This window comes from Nioella nitratireducens (genome assembly GCF_001879715.1).
In the GTDB taxonomy this organism is placed as follows: Bacteria; Pseudomonadota; Alphaproteobacteria; order Rhodobacterales; family Rhodobacteraceae; genus Nioella; species Nioella nitratireducens.
Genome location: NZ_MNBW01000018.1, coordinates 40,682 through 57,263, shown reverse-complemented (window position 1 = coordinate 57,263; position 16,582 = coordinate 40,682). Strand labels below are relative to the sequence as shown.

Here is a 16,582-nt window from a genome sequence, read left to right as displayed (position 1 = left end):
GACGGCCATCGCGCAGGTGGAAGCTGAGATTGATGCTGATCAGCGCACCGCGCCCATGCGACCGCCAAAGCCGCGTCAGACCAACCGGGGATCATTGCCCAAGCATCTGGAGCGGGTGGAAGTGGTCATTGAACCCGAGCTCTCCTGCGCCTGCGGAGCCGAGCGCCATGTCATCGGCGAAGATGTCAGCGAACGGCTGGATATCATCCCCGCGCAGTTCCGGGTGATCGTCACCCGTCGCCCCAAATACGCGTGCCGATCCTGCGAAGGCGGGATCGCCCAAGCCCCGGCGCCAGCCCACATCGTCGCGGGCGGTATGCCGACCGAGGCAACGCTCGCCCATGTGCTCGTCTCAAAATATGCGGATCACCTGCCGCTCTATCGGCAGGCGCAAATCTACAGCCGCCAGGGGATCGATCTGGATCGTTCGACCCTGGCCGCATGGGTGGGCAAGTCGGCTTTCGAATTGACCCCTGTCTATGATGCCCTGATGGCTGATCTGAAGCGCTCCACCAAGCTCTTCATGGACGAAACACCCGCACCGGTTCTGGCCCCAGGGCGCAAAAGCACCAAAACAGGATACTTCTGGGCGCTGGCCCGTGATGACAGGCCATGGGGCGGTGAGGACCCGCCCGGTGTCGCCTTCACTTTTGCGCCGGGACGATCTGGCCAGCATGCGGACACTATTTTGGAGGGCTTCAGCGGCATCCTGCAAGTCGACGGCTATGCAGGTTACAACCGCCTCCTCAAGCGACCTGCGCAGGACGTGACGTTGGCCTACTGCTGGGCTCACGCCCGTCGCAAACTGCACGACGTCACTCAGTCAAGCACGGCCCCGATTGCGCAGGAAGGTCTGGCCCAAATCCAGGCGCTCTATCGCATCGAAAAAGACCTGCGGGGTCAGCCAGCCGATCAACGATGCGTTGCACGGCAGGAACGCTCAAAACCCATCATCGACGCCTTCGAACTCTGGCTCGCCCAGAACCGCGCCCGTGTCTCTGCCAAGTCACCGACCGGGGAGGCCCTGAAATACATCGCTAAATACTGGGACGGGCTGATCCGGTTCCTCGACGACGGTCGCATCGAACTGGATTCCAACCCCGTCGAGCGCACCATCCGTCCCATCGCCCTAAACCGCAAAAACGCGCTCTTCGCAGGCCACGATGCCGGCGCGCAAAACTGGGCCGTCATCGCGTCCCTGATCGAAACCTGCAAACTCAACGGGATCGAACCCCAAGGCTATCTATCCGGCGTCCTGACCGCCATCGCAGGCGGGCACAAACAAACCGATATCAACCTGCTGCTGCCCTGGAATTACGGCAATCACGTGTGAACGGCGCACCGCTTACCCAGAATCCTGCAAATGGCGACTACGCTTTTCGCGTTCGGCGGCGCCGAGGCGGTGACGGTGGCGCGGATTTCGGCGCGCTCCGGCTTGGGGCGCGCCACGGTCTACGGCTACTTCGCCGATGCGGGCGATCTGGCGGCAGAGGTCGAGGAGGCGGCGGTGCTGCGGTTGGGGCGGCTGATGTCGGACACGCGGTTCAAGCTGGGGCCGCGACGTTTGCGTTGGGTCGTGTCGCAGATGCTGCATCGCGGGCTGGCCGAGCGGGAGACCGCGCGTCTTCTGGTGCGGCTCTGGCGTGACCGGCAGGACGTGCGGTTGCTGTTGGAAGGAACTCTGCGCGCCGACCTCCGCGCCGCGGGCAGCGCCGCAGCGACGCTGGAGGCCAAGGTGATGGCCGCGACGCTGGTCGGGCTGGTCGAGGCGGTGCTGCTGGGCGAGTTGCGGCTGCATGACCTCGATTCGGTGGCGGTCCGGGTGATGGGATGCAGTGAGGCGATGCGGGGTGAGTGAAGGTTTGGTGCAGGTGGTGCGCAGCCTGTGGAGCGTCTTGGAATTTTTTGATCCCCTATCGCCGGGTTCGTCGATAATTCTCAATGAGTGCGGAAATCGCCAAGAACGCCAGTATTGCAAAATGACCGCCTGAAAAAACTCCGGTTCGATAATTCAATATGACGAGACAACCCCATATTGCCCAAAATATCCGGAAGCTGCGAGGCGCATTTTTGAAAAATCTCATATGCGAACGATCTCCACTCTGATGGGTGCTCTGAGCATGTGGTGCGCTGAAGCGTAGCCTACTGTGTGTTGGGCTTCGAGCAATGCCCCGCGCTGAATCAAGGCTGTACCTTGTGGCGGCAGTGGAGCGTATATCACCGCAGGAGCCGCGTTGAGAGCAAGGTGAACTGCATCAAACCTCTGGGCCAATCCATGACGGCCAGGGACCTTGATCGCCAGGTCGCGGAATCCCACGTCCGCGGCGCAGTGGTCGACAGCTACACGGCGCTTGGCATACCCGTCCCAGAGCCCGTACCATAAGTCCGTCGGAGCAAAGGGGCAGCCTTGTCATCACCCGATTTGCGCAACTATTCCGTCCCAAGGGTCAGTCTGGCCCATGTGCGATCCCCGTCAATTCGCCCATCAGCGTGGTGCATAGCCGCTCATATTCATCTTCGATTGCCCGCCGGTCGTCGAAAAGCCGAGCCATGCGGTCCTGCAGGCGGGCATAGGCGGCGCAAGTTGCCAAGTCCACGGGCCGACCTGCATCGAAGGCCGGGACCGAATCCAGCCGGTCGCTGAAATTCAGCCAGCCCTCTGATCCCAGCAGCCGAAAAACGCCGTGCCTCTTGGCGGCCATGTAGAGCGGAACTGCCCCGACCGCGAGCGCATCGTAGATCTTTTCCGAGACGTAATCCGGCTGGTGCGTGTTTTCGAAAGCCGACATGTACCGGCAGCTCAGGTCGAAGCGGCAGAGTTTGTCGGCATGCCAGTCGGTCAATTCCTGACGTGGCGGGGCGGACACCCACCCCTGACCCTCCCGAACGACCCGAGTGCCCCGGCACAGCGCGGCGAATTCGCTGCGATAGACCGACAGGGCCCAGAGACCGGCGCTGGGATAGCAGGGGTGAAGCAAGCGGCCGGTGCGCCGGATGTTCAGAAAGACCGCATCGTGACGCGCGTGCGCGAACTGGCGGTGCCAATCCTCGGCGGACATCCCTGCGTTGCGCGAGAACAGCGGGCGATAGTGTGCAATGTAGCGCGAGTCGGTCAGCAGGAAGTAGGGGATATGGCGGGCATGAAAAATGGCCGAGGTCTGGTGGCTCAACACAGTGTATTGGATGTGGCCCCGACCGGTGTCATACCGTTGGCTGCGCGCCAGCGGGTCCGGCATCCAGATACTGTCCCAGAAAGGCTCTTCGGACAGCAAAAGGACATGCAGGTGCGGCAACCGGTCCAGAAGCGCGAGGATCCGGTCCCCGAACAGCTCGAAATCCTTGTAGTGGCTGACAACGAGCAGCTGCGCGTCCTCGGCCGTGTCCACCAGCGCAATGCGATCCCCGAGGCGTTCTCGAATGGGTGCGTAGGCCAAGGGCTGGCGGTTGCGGTAGCCGCCATAGACAAAGACGGAAATCCTGACCGCCCCGGCGCGCCCCGGGCGGTGGCGAGAGGCAAGGCGTGTCACGAACCGCTTTGTTCGTTCTGACCCGGCACCGCGATCGGAGACACCAGCGTCCGGACCTGTCGCAATGGCCTGGTGATACGCCAGGACCGAGATGCATAGAGCTCCTCTACGGTAAGGGCCAACCCGTTGCGCTCCTCTTCCAACGCCGCAAATTGGGCCTGCATTTCGTCGAGCCTGTCCTGCAATGACTTGCGCTGCCGGGCCTCACTGCGAAGGTCGGTCAGAGCACGGGCCAGCGCACGTTGGGACTCGGATTCAATGAGGGTGCGACGTTTCTCGATTTCGGTCGCCTCTTTGGTCTGCGTTTCCGTGAGACGCGACATTTCTTCAAGCAGAAGCCCCAACTGCTCTCGCAAAAGGGTAATTTCCTGTTCCTTGCGTTCGGCTTCGAGCCGCCTTGCCTCTTCCTGGTTGCGCAGCGTTTCCTTGGCATCTTCTGCGGCACGCGTCGTGTCTGCCAGACGGCCCTTTAACGTCGCGATCTCTGTGCTTTCCCGTTCTGCCTGCTCTGCGATGACGCGTTGCGCCTCCTGAAGCTGCAGACCCAACTGCTCTCGCAAAAGGTTAATTTCCTGTTCGTGCAACTCTGCCCGTTCTCGCCCTGCCCGAAGGTCCTCGGTCAGGTGCTTCAAGCAGTCGAATCCTTGGACTGAACGACCGAGCGCCGGAAGAGGCAGGAGCGTGTCGCTGGTCGTCAGACTGCTTGCTTCGAGTTCGTCAAGGCAGTCGCGCAGACTGTCGAGCCGTGGGATCGTGTGCGACACCAGAAGGCGGGCGAGCGCCAGGCCGTCGGGAATGTCGGAATACTGCGGATCGGGGATCCGGGCCAAACCCAGCCACGCGCCTACCCGGGCCAGATCTTCCGCTGAGGCCGGTGGCGAGAACAGCCGACCGTCGCAAAGCCGGATGCGGCGGCGGTGGCGGCGAACATGAGAGAGAAGACTGCTGTGCCGGTCAAGCCAGTCGCTAACGGCGGGAACAGGATCCCGCCCGGCAAAAAGGGCCTCGGCGACGGCCGTAGCCGGCGTATCCCAAACCAGGCCGACCAAACCCTCTCCCGCGGTCAGTCCTTCGTCAAGGCCGCCGTCCGGGATCATATTCACCTGAGCGCCCGACTCGCAAAGCGCTTGCCTCACGCAATCAGCGATGTCCTCCGTTACGAAGATCGGAACGGATGAGGAAGGGGCGCCTGACTGCATGGCGGGGTTTGGCATCGTCACTTTTGAATTTTTCGTCATGCTTGTCTAATCTCATTTCCATCCAATGTCGACATGGGTGCCAGTGCCGCCATGCGACCGGACACTAGGGGTCATATTCCAACCTGGCGCAAAGCCGTTCGTAGGCTGCCGAACGGCGCTCTGCCTCGATCTCTTCCGGAACGGGCCGGCGCGGACGCGGGCCGATGGCGGGGCTGCTTCGCCCGCTGTCGCCTGTGATCCGGATTGCGCCGATCAGGTCGATGGCGAAGGCCTCATAAGGAAGCGCCAGATAGTCGCACATTCGTTCCAGCTGTCCCTGAGGATCGGAAACGAAATCCTCATAGCGAACGATCCGGCAGCCATCATGGCGGTCGAGGAAATCAGTCGCGCGGCGGCTGTATTCCGCGAGCGTGACGGGTTTGAAGTGGGTCCATCCGGCCTTCTGGAGCGACAGAAAGCTGTCCAGCGGATGGCGCACGCTGACGAGCGACAGAGTGGGGAAGGCGGCGGTGAGCATGTCGTGCACCGTCGGCCGGGCAGCGGCGTCGGCTTCGGTGCAGAATTGGGAGTGGGAATGGTCGCGCAACACCATCCGCAACCCGCGACGCGACAGCCCCGTGAGGATGCTGTCGACACTGGCACGGAATGCATCGCGGATCACGCCATCGTCAATTTTCCGGTTGGCGTGGTTCAATGCGTTGATCAAGTCAGTCGGTGCGAATCTCGGCTGTTCTCCGGGTTTGGCGTTCACCATGCGGCTCAGCGGGTCGATCTCACTTAGCAGCACCACATTGGGCAGGGCAGCGATGCATTTCGACATCAACGTGCCGCCGGTGCAGGCCAGGTGGTGAATGCTGCGGATCGGCTCGGGCGGGGCGATGCCCTGGCACAGGGCCTCGCATTGTTCCAGCAGGCTCGGCAGTGGTTCGGACCCTGCGCCGCCACCCTCCTGCCGGTAATCCTCCAACAGCGAGAGAGCCTCGTTCAGTTCCGTTGCCAGAACATCTGATACGAGATCGGAGCCCATGCTCACTTCCCTTTCCGGGGGCGGGCTCCACCCGTCCGCGACTTTGCCGCAGTTTTCGTATTCGTTTTTCGCGGTGCCTTGTTCTTTGTGACAGCAGGGGAGTCTTTGGCTGAGGCCAGTTGCAATTGCTGCAGGTGTTCGGCGGCCTGCGCCAGTTTGGGGGTCAGCTTGCGCAGCAGGTCCTCCTGTTTGCGGCGTTGTTCCTCGCTGGCCTCGAACCGGGCGCGCAGGTTGTCGAGGTCGAGCTGCAACATGGCATTGAGGCGCGCCTGAAAGGACTGCTCGGTTCTGGCCTGTTCTTCCCGGCGTTCCGCGGCATCGAGCGCGGCGGATTTCTCGGAGAGCTCAGCGTCCAGCTCTTCAACTCGCTCAGAGCGCGACGACAGTTCGGTCTGAAATGTGTCCAGCTTCTCTTTCAATTCGGACAAGGCACTGCCCTGTTCTGCGGCGCGGGTTTCTGCTTCCGCAAGCTGCGCGGCCCGGGCCTCCGCAATTTTCTCGGCATCCAGAACCGCCTTGTGACCATCTGCAATCTGTGCCCGAAGTGCGTGCAGTTCCTCGTCCTGACGTCGGAGCTTTTCGTCACGCTCCGCGAGCTTGGACCCGCGATCATCCAGCTTTGTGTTCAGCGTCTCCAGTTCTCCGGTGAGTGTCTTGAGTGCTTGCTCGCGCTCGGTCAGAACCTTTTCCCGGTCAGCGGCGTCGCGTCTTGCTTCGTCGATAATCGCGTCGCGTTCCGAAAGGGCATTTCTGATCTCAGCGAGGTCTGCCGCATGTGCCGACTGCTGAAGTCGAAGGGCTTCCAGCTCTTCGTCCCGCTTCGCCAGGATTTCCTGTTGGTCACGCGCCTCCGCACGCTCCGTTGCGAGCGTTTCGTTGCAGACGGAAAGCTCCCGCGTCATGGCGCTGTGCTCGGCCTTCAGACGTTCGATTTCCCGTGCCTGCGGATCGGCCGAAAACTCCAGTTCGGGCCAATCGGGATCGTCCTCATTGGCGGAAGCGAGGGCGAATCCGCTGGCAATCAATCTGGCCTCGATGTCAGTGCGTGCCGGGGCATCAGAAAAGAACGGTTCGATTCCGCAGCGCAGGTGAAGCGACGACAGACGTTCCAGCACCCCCGCGGCGTCCAGCGCATCGAGGAGGCTGGTCTCGGCACCGGGAAGATCAATGACGCATATCAGTGGCTCGGGTCTACCAGCCAACTCCGAGGCGAAGGTTTCCGGGTCGATAAGATCGACCGGCTTGCGATCAAGCTCCTGCAGGCCGGGGAACAGAAAAAGAAGCGCATCAGTTGGTTCGGAAAGGCTGACCAGTCCCGGCAGGGAGTGGAAGATTGCTTCGGTCTTCTTCTCGGTTCCAGGGGTCGGGATACTCTGCAGATGGGTGACCTTGCTGGCGGACCATCGTCCTGGCAGAAGCTCATCAGCGTCAGCCACCGGATCGAACAAGACAAGTTGCGGTGGTGCTTCGAACGCTTCGACCAGCGCCGAGAGTCTCTTTGAGGCCCCGCCGCAGCTGATGATGATCAGGCTACCCGTCCCGATTGGGCCGCCATGCTGTGTGGTGACAAAAGCGTCCAATTGTCCTGATCCTTCCTATCGCAGCATTTCTGCTCTGTTTTCCAAACCGAAAGGCTTTTGTTCCCGTTTGTCCACGTTTCACGGTGCCAGGTCAATTGAGTTCCAGGGGATCGCGGTCGGGACGCGGGCCGGTCGTCATATCCAGCCCCGGCGATCTTATGTTCGGAACCGGTCCCGATTGTTCAGGAACCACCGATAGGTCTCGGCGATTCCTTCTTCCAGTCCGATTCTTGCCGTCCAGCCCATACTGGCCAGACGGCTAACGTCCATCAGTTTCCGCATGGTTCCGTCGGGTTTGCTGGTGTCAAACGAGATGCGGCCCTGAAAACCGCTGATTTTCGCCACCAACTGGGCCAGGTCTCCGATCGAGATATCCGTGCCGCTGCCAACGTTGATGTGGCTGAGCATTGGCCGCGTGTTCGCGTCATAGGTTTTTTTGTCAATATCGAGCACAAAGAGGCTTGCCGCGGCCATGTCGTTCACATGGAGGAATTCCCGCATCGGTTTGCCCGTGCCCCAAATAGCCACTTCTTCGCAGCCCTGCTGCACCGCCTCGTGGAAACGACGAATGAGCGCGGGCAGGACATGGGAATTTTCCGGGTGGAAATTGTCGCCGGGTCCGTAAAGGTTGGTCGGCATCACCGAGCGGTAATCGGTACCGTGCTGTCTGTTGTAGCTCTCGCAGAGCTTGATTCCCGCAATCTTGGCGATTGCATATGGCTCATTCGTGGGCTCCAATGTGCCTGTCAGCAATGCGTCCTCGCGCATGGGCTGCGGGATGCCCTTGGGATAGATGCAGGACGAGCCAAGTTGCAGCAGGCGCCGCACCCCGGCGTCAAAGGCCTGATGGATCACGTTGCATTCAATCATCATGTTTTCGTAGATGAAATCGGCGGGGTAGGTGTTGTTGGCATGAATTCCGCCGACCTTGGCAGCCGCCAGGATCACCACGTCGGGCTTCTCGGTTTGCATGAAGTCGCGCACGCCCTGCTGGTCGGTCAGGTCCAGTTCTGACGAGGTGCGGGTGACCAGTTCAATTTCCTCGCCATCGGCAATACGGGCTTCGAAGTTGCGCAGGATTGCGCCGCCTACCATGCCGCGATGGCCCGCTATGTAGAGTCGTTTCATGCTTCCTCGCAAATAGGGGGTCTCATAGGTTGGCAGAAGCTTTGGACCGATCCACCACGGATATGGTGGCGTCGCATTCCGAAAAGGGGCAGCTTCAGAACATGAAATCCGCGGGGGGTCCCAGACCTCAAAGGCATTTCAAGGCCACTGTGGTCAGCCCGTCGCTAGCCGTTTTGTCGGATCCTCTCATGATCGGTGTTCCTTTTGCTATGCGTTCTCTACCGATATCGGGAGGTCCATCCCATGTTCCTTCAGCAGCGCGTGGCGCTTGGCGGTTTTCAGATCCTCGGCCACCATCTCCGCGCACATCTCCTGTGCGGTGATTTCGGGCACCCAGCCGAGTTTCTGCTTGGCCTTCGACGGATCGCCCAGGAGGGTTTCCACCTCGGCCGGGCGGAAATAGCGCGGGTCGATCCGAACCAACACATCGCCGGGTTTTACAGCCGGCGCATTGTCGCCCCCGACGGACTCGACGATACCCAATTCGTCCACGCCATTGCCTTCGAAACGCAGGGTAATGCCGAGCTCTGCGGCGGACCATTTGATGAACTGGCGCACGTTGTACTGCTGACCCGTGGCGATGACGAAATCTTCGGGTTTGTCCTGTTGCAGCATCATCCACTGCATGCGGACATAGTCCTTGGCATGGCCCCAATCGCGCAGGGCGTCGATGTTGCCCATATACAGACAGGGCTCCAACCCCTGGGCGATATTGGCCAGGCCACGGGTGATTTTCCGCGTCACGAAGGTTTCGCCCCGGCGCGGGCTCTCGTGATTGAAGAGAATACCGTTGCAGGCGTACATGCCATACGCTTCGCGATAATTGACGCAAATCCAGTAGGCATACATCTTGGCCACCGCGTAGGGGCTGCGCGGGTAGAAGGGGGTGGTTTCGCGCTGCGGGGTTTCCTGAACCAGGCCATAGAGTTCGGAGGTCGATGCCTGGTAGAAACGGGTGGATTTTTCCATGCCGAGGAAGCGGATCGCTTCGAGCAGACGCAGCGTTCCGATCGCATCGACGTCGGCGGTGTATTCGGGGGCCTCGAAGCTGACCGCGACGTGGGACTGCGCGCCGAGATTGTAGACCTCGTCGGGCTGCACCTCGGAGAGGATCCTGGTCAGGTTGGACGTGTCGGTGAGGTCGCCGTAATGCAGCTTGAGATGGGCGTGGTTGGCATGTGGATCTTCGTAGATATGATCGATGCGCTGCGTGTTGAACAGCGAGGCCCGGCGCTTGATTCCGTGCACTTCGTAGCCCTTCTCAAGCAGAAGTTCCGCGAGGTAGGAGCCGTCCTGGCCAGTGATTCCGGTGATGAGAGCGCGTTTTTTCATTTTAGTACCCTAATTCAAGTGGAGCCGGATAAGCTGATGCTGCGTTGAACCTAATCCCGAACGGTTGATAGCTTTACAGGGTGTTTATAAAGTAATCTTTTTGGCATCGAATTTAGAAAATCATCTATTTCAGAAAAAGACTGAGGAACGAAGAATTCTTTCTCAGGGTTGTTTCCATATGTCCAATCGACGGAAAGACCCAGATCAGGGCATTGGGAAAGCCTTCCTTGCGTGGCAGCAAGTGCCGTCGGCGTCGAGAATTCTGAGAAAACATTGAGGGCAGCGAACAACCCTGCGTTATGACAAAACTCGTCGAGAATATGTCCTCCGACTATAAAGAAATCGCTAATTCCGTAAGCCAGAGGATACGGGAGATCACACGTGCCTTTGCCCTGAAAGAAACCTCTAATGACGGCCTGTTGATCCAGCGGCATTCTCGCGACGATGTCACTTGGAGGTGCGTCAATCGGACCGTTCACAACCCCTAGGCTTTCAAGGCGCAAGGCAAGCTCATCCGCTTGTGGAAAATAGCTCTTCCAATTCTGGATGCGCTGGTCAAAAATTCCCCCTTGTCCAAACAGCCTGCCAAGAGCTCGCAGCTTTTGCATGTTTTTCCACCATGCATTGGCGGAAAACGGCCACAGCTTTGTCACGAACATATCAAATCCGTCACCGGGGACACCGAAAACCTCTTCGAACCTGTTTCCCAGAACATCACGATTAATGATGCAGTCATCACCAGCAAAAATCACCACATCGCAGTTCATTTCTTTGATGAACTGGCGTGCGTCGGAGAAGAAACCGGAAAAATTGAACGCAGCCCGATAAACGGTGAAGGCATCCTTTTCACTCGTTTCAACCAATGGCTGAATAAAGCGGATCTCATCAAAATAATCACCGTAGAGCCGACGCAAGATAGGGAAGTTCTTCTCGAACGGGTAGTTGAAAAACAAGCACAGGCCAATACGCATTCAGAGCACCCCAAGCTTTGAGCAGTCCTCGATCCATGCTTCCAGAATGATATTTTCATCTGGGTCACAATACCCCTCAGAGATTGCAAGCTCATAACAGCGTCGAAGCATATTCGCTTTCGAAAGCCCTGACAGATCAAGCTTTTCAAGTCCCGAGATCAAGTCTCCATCATCACAATAATTCATGACTTCATCCTTGAAATCCCGAATAATTGAATGCTCATTTCGATCCTGATGAACGGTGGCGTCGTGAAAAACGATGCTCTTACCCATCTCTTGCACAATTCTTTGTGCAATATAGCCGCGGTATATATCCGTCATCCGGAAGCTACATGTTGCAGGCAGGTACAGCAAGAAGAACGCTTCCTTTCTCCAAGAGGTGTTCTGGCTGTTGAATGGGCACCAGCTTCCAACTTCTAGCTGCAAAGGACGGCAGCGATCAAAAAGAAATTCAACACCGGGATAGACGAAGCGATGAACTGCATCCACGTCTGGCGCACCATCGGCAAGCCCTTGAAGGATAAGTGCATTGTTCGATTTCAGCCCTTCACTTTCTACCGGAAACGGCTTGCCGATCAAAGACAAGGGAAAACCTCGCGGCCAGATATTCGATGCTGGAGCGAAATAGCGATAAATGTTAAGCCAACCGGTGCCTTTGTATGTCGGAATGGAACAAAACTCCTCCAGACCGGGCACCACTCCAAACATCTTGTCTCGATCGACGAAGAAGTCAGGTTTCGGCCAATTGTCGTCATCTGTTTCAACAATATAGGAAGCCCCAGACTCGATCGCTTTCAGATAGCCAAACATCTTGCGAGTGTAGGACCTTTCCCGGACGACTTTCGCGAGCGCATATCCCGACTCCGATTGATCATCATAGCCTATGAAGTCAATGTCATCCCGCACCGCGTAAGGTTCTGCGGGAGTTTTTGTATCCCCGGCGACGATCAAGCTCCATGAATTCTTTGCCGCACCCTTCGCGACCCGTTCCAAGGAAATAGTGGGCGCGTTGATTGTGGTCACCACAATGCAATGTTTCATCGATTATCCTTCAATATTTGTAGTCAAACCTGAATACTGATCTCGTCCCTAACATCAGTATCCGAACTCGGATCTTGCTGGAGCAAGCTTTTCCTAAAGATTATACAACGCACTCTCGAGCGGCATCATTTTTCTTACGCAGTCGAGCGCTTCGTTACCTATTTTCGGTACTTCCATTTCCTCAGATTTGTTAACTTGAGGCATCACTACTGATTCACCCGTTTTCTCACCTACCCAGTTTACAATACTCTCGGACTCTTCTATCAAAAAAATATTATCAACGACGGTCCGACTGTCACTACTCATTGCGTGAGCCTCAAGGCTCAAAGTTGATAAGTTCTCGGTTGAAATGAAGTTTGGCGCAAGTTCTTTCCATTTTTCGTTCATTCCCACTCGGCCATTCGCCACCCACTCATCAAATCCAATCCCTATCCTCCCACCCCAATCGGGATCGTAATTGTATCTGAAATTTTCATCGGGCTGGAAAAATTTGTAGTAAGAAGCCAGCATGTTTATTGGATTTCTAATAACAATAAAGTACTTCAGGCTTTGATCCAACAAACCACGTTCCTGCATCACCTTCATAAGGTATGGCGCAGTAATGTGAGGGTGAAATGGAGGGTTTTCACCGGCGACATTTATGCCGAAATCTCCACTTTCTTCAGACATTAGCTTGTCAAGCATTCGTCGAACGCTTGTCGACCCACACCTAGGTTTTGATATTGAAACGATCCCGCAGGAAAACAGCACTCGCATAGATCAGAAATCCTTCCCACTCATCTCCACCGTGATACCGTTCGGCGCCAGCCGCGTCGCCAATTCAGAAAATGAACTCCAGGTGCTGCCCAGCAACAGAGGCGCGCGCGACAACAGAATTGCATCGGCCATCGCGTAGCGCAACTGTTCCGACGACCGATCGTATGCAGTGCGTGGCAGGTATGCAACCCGGTCGCCATAGCGCGCGAGGAATTCCTGATAGGTTGCCGGCAAGTCCGCCGCGATGAAGATCCTGTCGGCTTTCCCGTCCTCGGTCAGCTTGTCCAGCCTGGCCATGAAATGGGCAAAGTGACTCTTTTCGCGCCACTCTGCTATTGCCTCATGATCTTCCTGCGTCCAGTTCCCGGCGCTTTCGTAGGGCAGGTGTTCGTATTGCTTGCCCCCTTCCATGCGTATGTGGGCCGACACATCGTTGGGGTTTCGCACGCCCGCGACCAGATCGCGGATGAATTCTACCGGACGCAGAGACTGGATGAAGCGGTTCTCGGTGTCCCAGTTGCTATGCTCCGAATTCAGCACGAAGGCCGCGCGCGCGTAGATGGATCGCCGGTCCCGCGGCACGATTGGGGCGTCTTTCTGCGCGCCAGTTTCTGCGGTCATGTAGTTGTAGACGTCGCATCCCAGGTTTTCGGCTTCGTCCGCGAACCGATGGTGGACGACGGCGCCCTGATAGTCGAACAGATCGCTAAACTGGCAGTCGCAATGGTCGTCAGGCTCCCACACAATCACCAGTTCGCGGCCCGTTGCCTGTGCGATTGCAGCCGCGGATCCGATCGCGCGGAGCCTGTTGCCGAGTCCGTGCTGGGCGTCGATGAAAACCTTTTTTCGCGGTGACGAGACCATCGGTGCCTGTTGCAGCAGGGATGCCGGGTTATCCCTGGCCTCCAGGAAGGCCTGCTTGCTCAGCTGCTCGACGGGACGCTGCATCACTCGGTCGAAGGTGTCGTGATCCAGGTCGCGCACTTCCGGTCCGTAATCCCAGGACATGAGCACCTGCAGCATCTGGCGGGAGGCCGCAGCGAATACTGCGTCGGGCACAATCGCCTCGTGACCGCCCGCGCGTGTCAGTGTCGTCCGGCCGGGGCTTTCGCTTATGATCCGAAGAGGCAGGAGCTGTTTCCGGTTGTTCCAGCCAGGCATCATGTCGCATAGCAGACGATTTCGCTGAATCATGTACCGCGGGGTGCCCTGGATCACGTCGCGTGCGGGGCGCAGGTCGTCGCCCCCCTCGCCGGTGCGATGTTCGTCGGAGTGGTGCAGGTGGTGGATTGTGTCGGGAGCGACGTCCTGTCGCGCGAAGCCAGCCGCTTCCAAGCGAGTGTAGAGATCGTCGTCGTCCCACCCATAGGTGGTGATGTACTCGTTGAACCCGCCAACGGCAGCAAGGGCCGACCGCGAGGTGTAGAAAAAACCGTTCACATGCACCTGATCGGATGCCGCAGTGCGCCAGTTCCCGGCGACAAACGTCTCAGCATCAGGTAGCAGATTGTGGCCGAAGAATGAGTCCGACAGAACGATGTCCGCGTCCGCTTTCAGGATGCGCTCATATCTGGCGGACCGAAACCCGATATTGAATGCATATGAGAGAACCCACCTCGGCTCGTCATCGATCCGGATGACCCGAATGCGCGGGTCGAAAAAACCGCCGTCAGACAAAGATTTGGAAACCGGAACTTTCGAGCCCCAGTCAACAATCACGATCTCTTTGATCTGAGGATGGGCCAACCAGCTCATCAATGCCTTGAGGAGGTTCTCGGTCCTGTTCATCGCGCAGGTCACGAGGCTGACCCCCTTATCGCCACCCGGTAGGATTCCGCCCAACAGCCTTTCTTCCCCTTCATCCGGAACGCCGGTCGCTTTAGTTGGAAGGTCCAACATCTCCTGATTTAGCGCGACATGGTTCGAAATCAATTGAGCAAAGTGGCGGTAAGCGCTTCTAGAAACATCGCTGTTTTCATTAGCAACAATTTTGCGAAGAGATCCTAAGCGGCACGCGGCATCGGTGCATTTGCCCTGAACGGCCTCCATGTAAATATCGTATAGCTTCCGGTTAAGGCTAATGAATCTTTGCATTTTCATGAAACTGGTCCAAGTATTCGTGCCGCATTAATACGATGTCCTGCTTTGTGCGTTTCTCGAGGTAAAAAGTTTTGGAGGACTCAATTTTCCCCAACTTGCGGTAAACCGTTATCACGGGCAGATCAAGAAGTGCAACCAACCAACGCGCCAATGCTCAACCTTTGAGCGCTGCCCGGCTCTGTTGATGGGGTGGATGCCCCGTCCCGACGGCATCGGGCTCTGTTGCACAAATCTCGTGAGGGAATCATCTTGTGAATCCAGTGTGGTAGCTGGGCGTCATGAGCAGACCCACACCCCAGACCTACGAGACCAAGAACTGGCCGGCATACAATGAAGCGCTCAAGCGCCGGGGCTCGCTAACGATCTGGCTTGACCCTGAGACGACCTGGGATGCCGCGCCGACAGGCCGTCGTGGCCGCCAGCAAACCTACAGTGACACCGCCATCCAGACGTGTCTGACGATGAAGGTCTTGTTCGGCATGGCGCTTCGGCAGACGACCGGGTTTGTCAAGAGCCTGCTGAAGCTGATCGGCTTGGACTGGGCAGTGCCCGACTTCAGCACGCTGTCCCGCCGCCAGAAGACCTTGGCCGTGAACATCCCGTATCGCGGCTCGAAGGGGCCTTTGCACCTGCTGATCGACAGCACCGGCATCAAGGTCGAGGGAGAAGGCGAGTGGAATGCGCGCAAGCATCCCTCTCACACATGCAAGCATGTGCTGCCGGGCAGCGGGCGGTTCCAAACGGCGGGTCTGGCGAAAGATTCACTTCGGGATCGACGAGCAGACATTGGAAGTTCCTGCGGTCGAGGTAACCGAGAGCCATATCGGCGATGCGCCGGTGCTGCCGGATCTTCTGGGACAGAATCCGCCCGATCAGAAGATCGGCAATGTCACCGCCGACCGAGCCCATGACACGCGCAACTGCCACGATGCGATCGCCGACCGGGGTGTCGCCACCGTCGTCCCGCCCCGAAAGAATGCCAAACCCCGAAAGCATATCACAGCGGGCGCCATCGCGCGCAACGAGGCCCTGCGAGCTTCGAAATACCTCGGCCGCGCGATGGCCAGACCGCGGTATGTCGATGCGACGCTGTGATCAGCGCACTTTATCCCAGCCAAATCCGGGCGACCTCTGACGGACGCGCCTGCATCAACCAATCGCCAGCCCGGGGGGCGGTCTGGCGATCGCGCGGCGTCTACGGCGCTATTTGCGCGGGGATGGTGGACGCGCACATTGCGCTTGATGCTTCACTTCAATCGGCCCAAGCTCTTGACGCGATCCCAGCCTGCGGCCATGGTTGACAAAAAGCCCTTTAATCCGTCCCGCTTGCACTTGCAGGAACCCATCAATCAAGATAGATTGCCCTTAACGAACAAGGATCGAGTCGGCATGTCGCAGACACTTAGAGATTTCATCAATGCCCGCGAGAGCGAAATCAAGGCGTCCATAAAGGCGCTGAATGATGAGTTGCGTGAACTTCGTGCAGCTAAATCTGCCATTGATGGCTCCGCGCCAGCAGCGGAACGCGCATCCGGCAATCGCGTGACGCATCGTGATATGATTGTTGCGGTGCTTGACGAGCGTCCAAATGGCGGCACGTCCGATAAGGTTATAGAGTGGGTCAACGCGGAGTTTGGCGTTGAGATCTCTCAAGCGAGCATGTCATCGCAATTGTCACGCGCAAAGTCTGATGGCGTCGTTAGCCTTGAGCAATCAACGAAGATTTGGCGGTCTGCAAAGCACTCCGCAAAAGAGAATGAGCCGCCCGTGGGCGGCTCAGAAACCGGGGAAGCTGTAACTTCCTCAGATCAAGTCGAAGGGGCACGTTCGGGACACCCTTTGACCAACTTTCCCGACCCGATGGGGCCGACCCGGCACGGTTAGATGCCGGGAGAGTAGATTGGGGGAGGTTCAATGGAAC

At 58.1% G+C, this 16,582-nt stretch carries 13 protein-coding genes and 2 pseudogenes; 5 read left to right on the top strand and 10 right to left on the bottom strand.

Annotation, left to right across the window (positions count from 1 at the left end; all coding sequences use genetic code 11):
- The 3 genes and pseudogenes from tnpC to BKY27_RS19965 all read left to right on the top strand — a co-directional run.
- Positions 1-1,333: IS66 family transposase (gene tnpC, locus BKY27_RS16040; protein WP_071675502.1), on the top strand; the 1,333-nt coding region annotated here is incomplete at its 5' end.
- Positions 1,334-1,363: 30 nt separating this feature from the next.
- Positions 1,364-1,858 (top strand): TetR/AcrR family transcriptional regulator, encoded by a 495-nt coding sequence (locus tag BKY27_RS16035; protein WP_071675501.1) that lies wholly within the window; start codon positions 1,364-1,366, stop codon positions 1,856-1,858.
- Positions 1,859-2,185: 327 nt separating this feature from the next.
- Positions 2,186-2,383 (top strand): annotated as a pseudogene (locus BKY27_RS19965) (IS5/IS1182 family transposase); the annotation flags it as partial.
- A 64-nt stretch (positions 2,384-2,447) separates the two neighbouring features.
- Here BKY27_RS19965 and BKY27_RS16030 read toward each other — a convergent pair.
- The 10 genes from BKY27_RS16030 to BKY27_RS15985 all read right to left on the bottom strand — a co-directional run bounded on the left by BKY27_RS16030 (position 2,448) and on the right by BKY27_RS15985 (position 14,610).
- The gene (locus BKY27_RS16030) at positions 2,448-3,527 is read right to left on the bottom strand and encodes a glycosyltransferase family 10 domain-containing protein (RefSeq protein ID WP_071675500.1); all 1,080 of its coding nucleotides are present in this window, start codon (positions 3,525-3,527) and stop codon (positions 2,448-2,450) included.
- The gene (locus tag BKY27_RS16025; protein WP_146636272.1) at positions 3,524-4,765 is read right to left on the bottom strand and encodes a hypothetical protein; all 1,242 of its coding nucleotides are present in this window, start codon (positions 4,763-4,765) and stop codon (positions 3,524-3,526) included. The genes BKY27_RS16030 and BKY27_RS16025 overlap by 4 nt, the downstream gene beginning before the upstream one ends.
- Before the next feature lie 64 nt (positions 4,766-4,829).
- Entirely contained in the window at positions 4,830-5,753 is a 924-nt protein-coding gene (locus tag BKY27_RS16020; protein WP_071675498.1) for a sulfotransferase, read from the bottom strand.
- A 2-nt stretch (positions 5,754-5,755) separates the two neighbouring features.
- On the bottom strand, positions 5,756-7,333 hold the full coding sequence (locus tag BKY27_RS16015) for a coiled-coil domain-containing protein (protein ID WP_071675497.1): 1,578 nt from the start codon (positions 7,331-7,333) through the stop codon (positions 5,756-5,758).
- 156 nt (positions 7,334-7,489) lie between these two features.
- Complete coding sequence (fcl, locus tag BKY27_RS16010) at positions 7,490-8,461, bottom strand: GDP-L-fucose synthase (protein ID WP_071675496.1); 972 nt, start codon at positions 8,459-8,461, stop codon at positions 7,490-7,492.
- Positions 8,462-8,668: 207 nt separating this feature from the next.
- The gene (gene gmd, locus BKY27_RS16005; RefSeq protein WP_071675495.1) at positions 8,669-9,793 is read right to left on the bottom strand and encodes a GDP-mannose 4,6-dehydratase; all 1,125 of its coding nucleotides are present in this window, start codon (positions 9,791-9,793) and stop codon (positions 8,669-8,671) included.
- A 50-nt stretch (positions 9,794-9,843) separates the two neighbouring features.
- Positions 9,844-10,764, bottom strand: a complete 921-nt coding sequence (locus BKY27_RS16000) for a hypothetical protein (protein WP_071675494.1) — start codon at positions 10,762-10,764, stop codon at positions 9,844-9,846.
- On the bottom strand, positions 10,765-11,805 hold the full coding sequence (locus BKY27_RS15995) for an STELLO glycosyltransferase family protein (protein ID WP_071675493.1): 1,041 nt from the start codon (positions 11,803-11,805) through the stop codon (positions 10,765-10,767).
- Between the two features lie 93 nt (positions 11,806-11,898).
- On the bottom strand, positions 11,899-12,474 hold the full coding sequence (locus BKY27_RS15990; RefSeq protein WP_146636271.1) for a hypothetical protein: 576 nt from the start codon (positions 12,472-12,474) through the stop codon (positions 11,899-11,901).
- A gap of 90 nt (positions 12,475-12,564) precedes the next feature.
- The gene (locus tag BKY27_RS15985) at positions 12,565-14,610 is read right to left on the bottom strand and encodes a glycosyltransferase (RefSeq protein WP_158514991.1); all 2,046 of its coding nucleotides are present in this window, start codon (positions 14,608-14,610) and stop codon (positions 12,565-12,567) included.
- A gap of 329 nt (positions 14,611-14,939) precedes the next feature.
- On the opposite strand from BKY27_RS15985, the pseudogene BKY27_RS15980 reads away from it, so the two are divergent.
- A pseudogene (locus BKY27_RS15980) lies at positions 14,940-15,729 on the top strand (IS5 family transposase); the annotation flags it as partial.
- 225 nt (positions 15,730-15,954) lie between these two features.
- Positions 15,955-16,545, top strand: coding sequence for a hypothetical protein (locus BKY27_RS19960; RefSeq protein WP_146636270.1), 591 nt, complete (start codon positions 15,955-15,957; stop codon positions 16,543-16,545).
- The last annotated feature ends 37 nt before the right edge of the window (positions 16,546-16,582 follow it).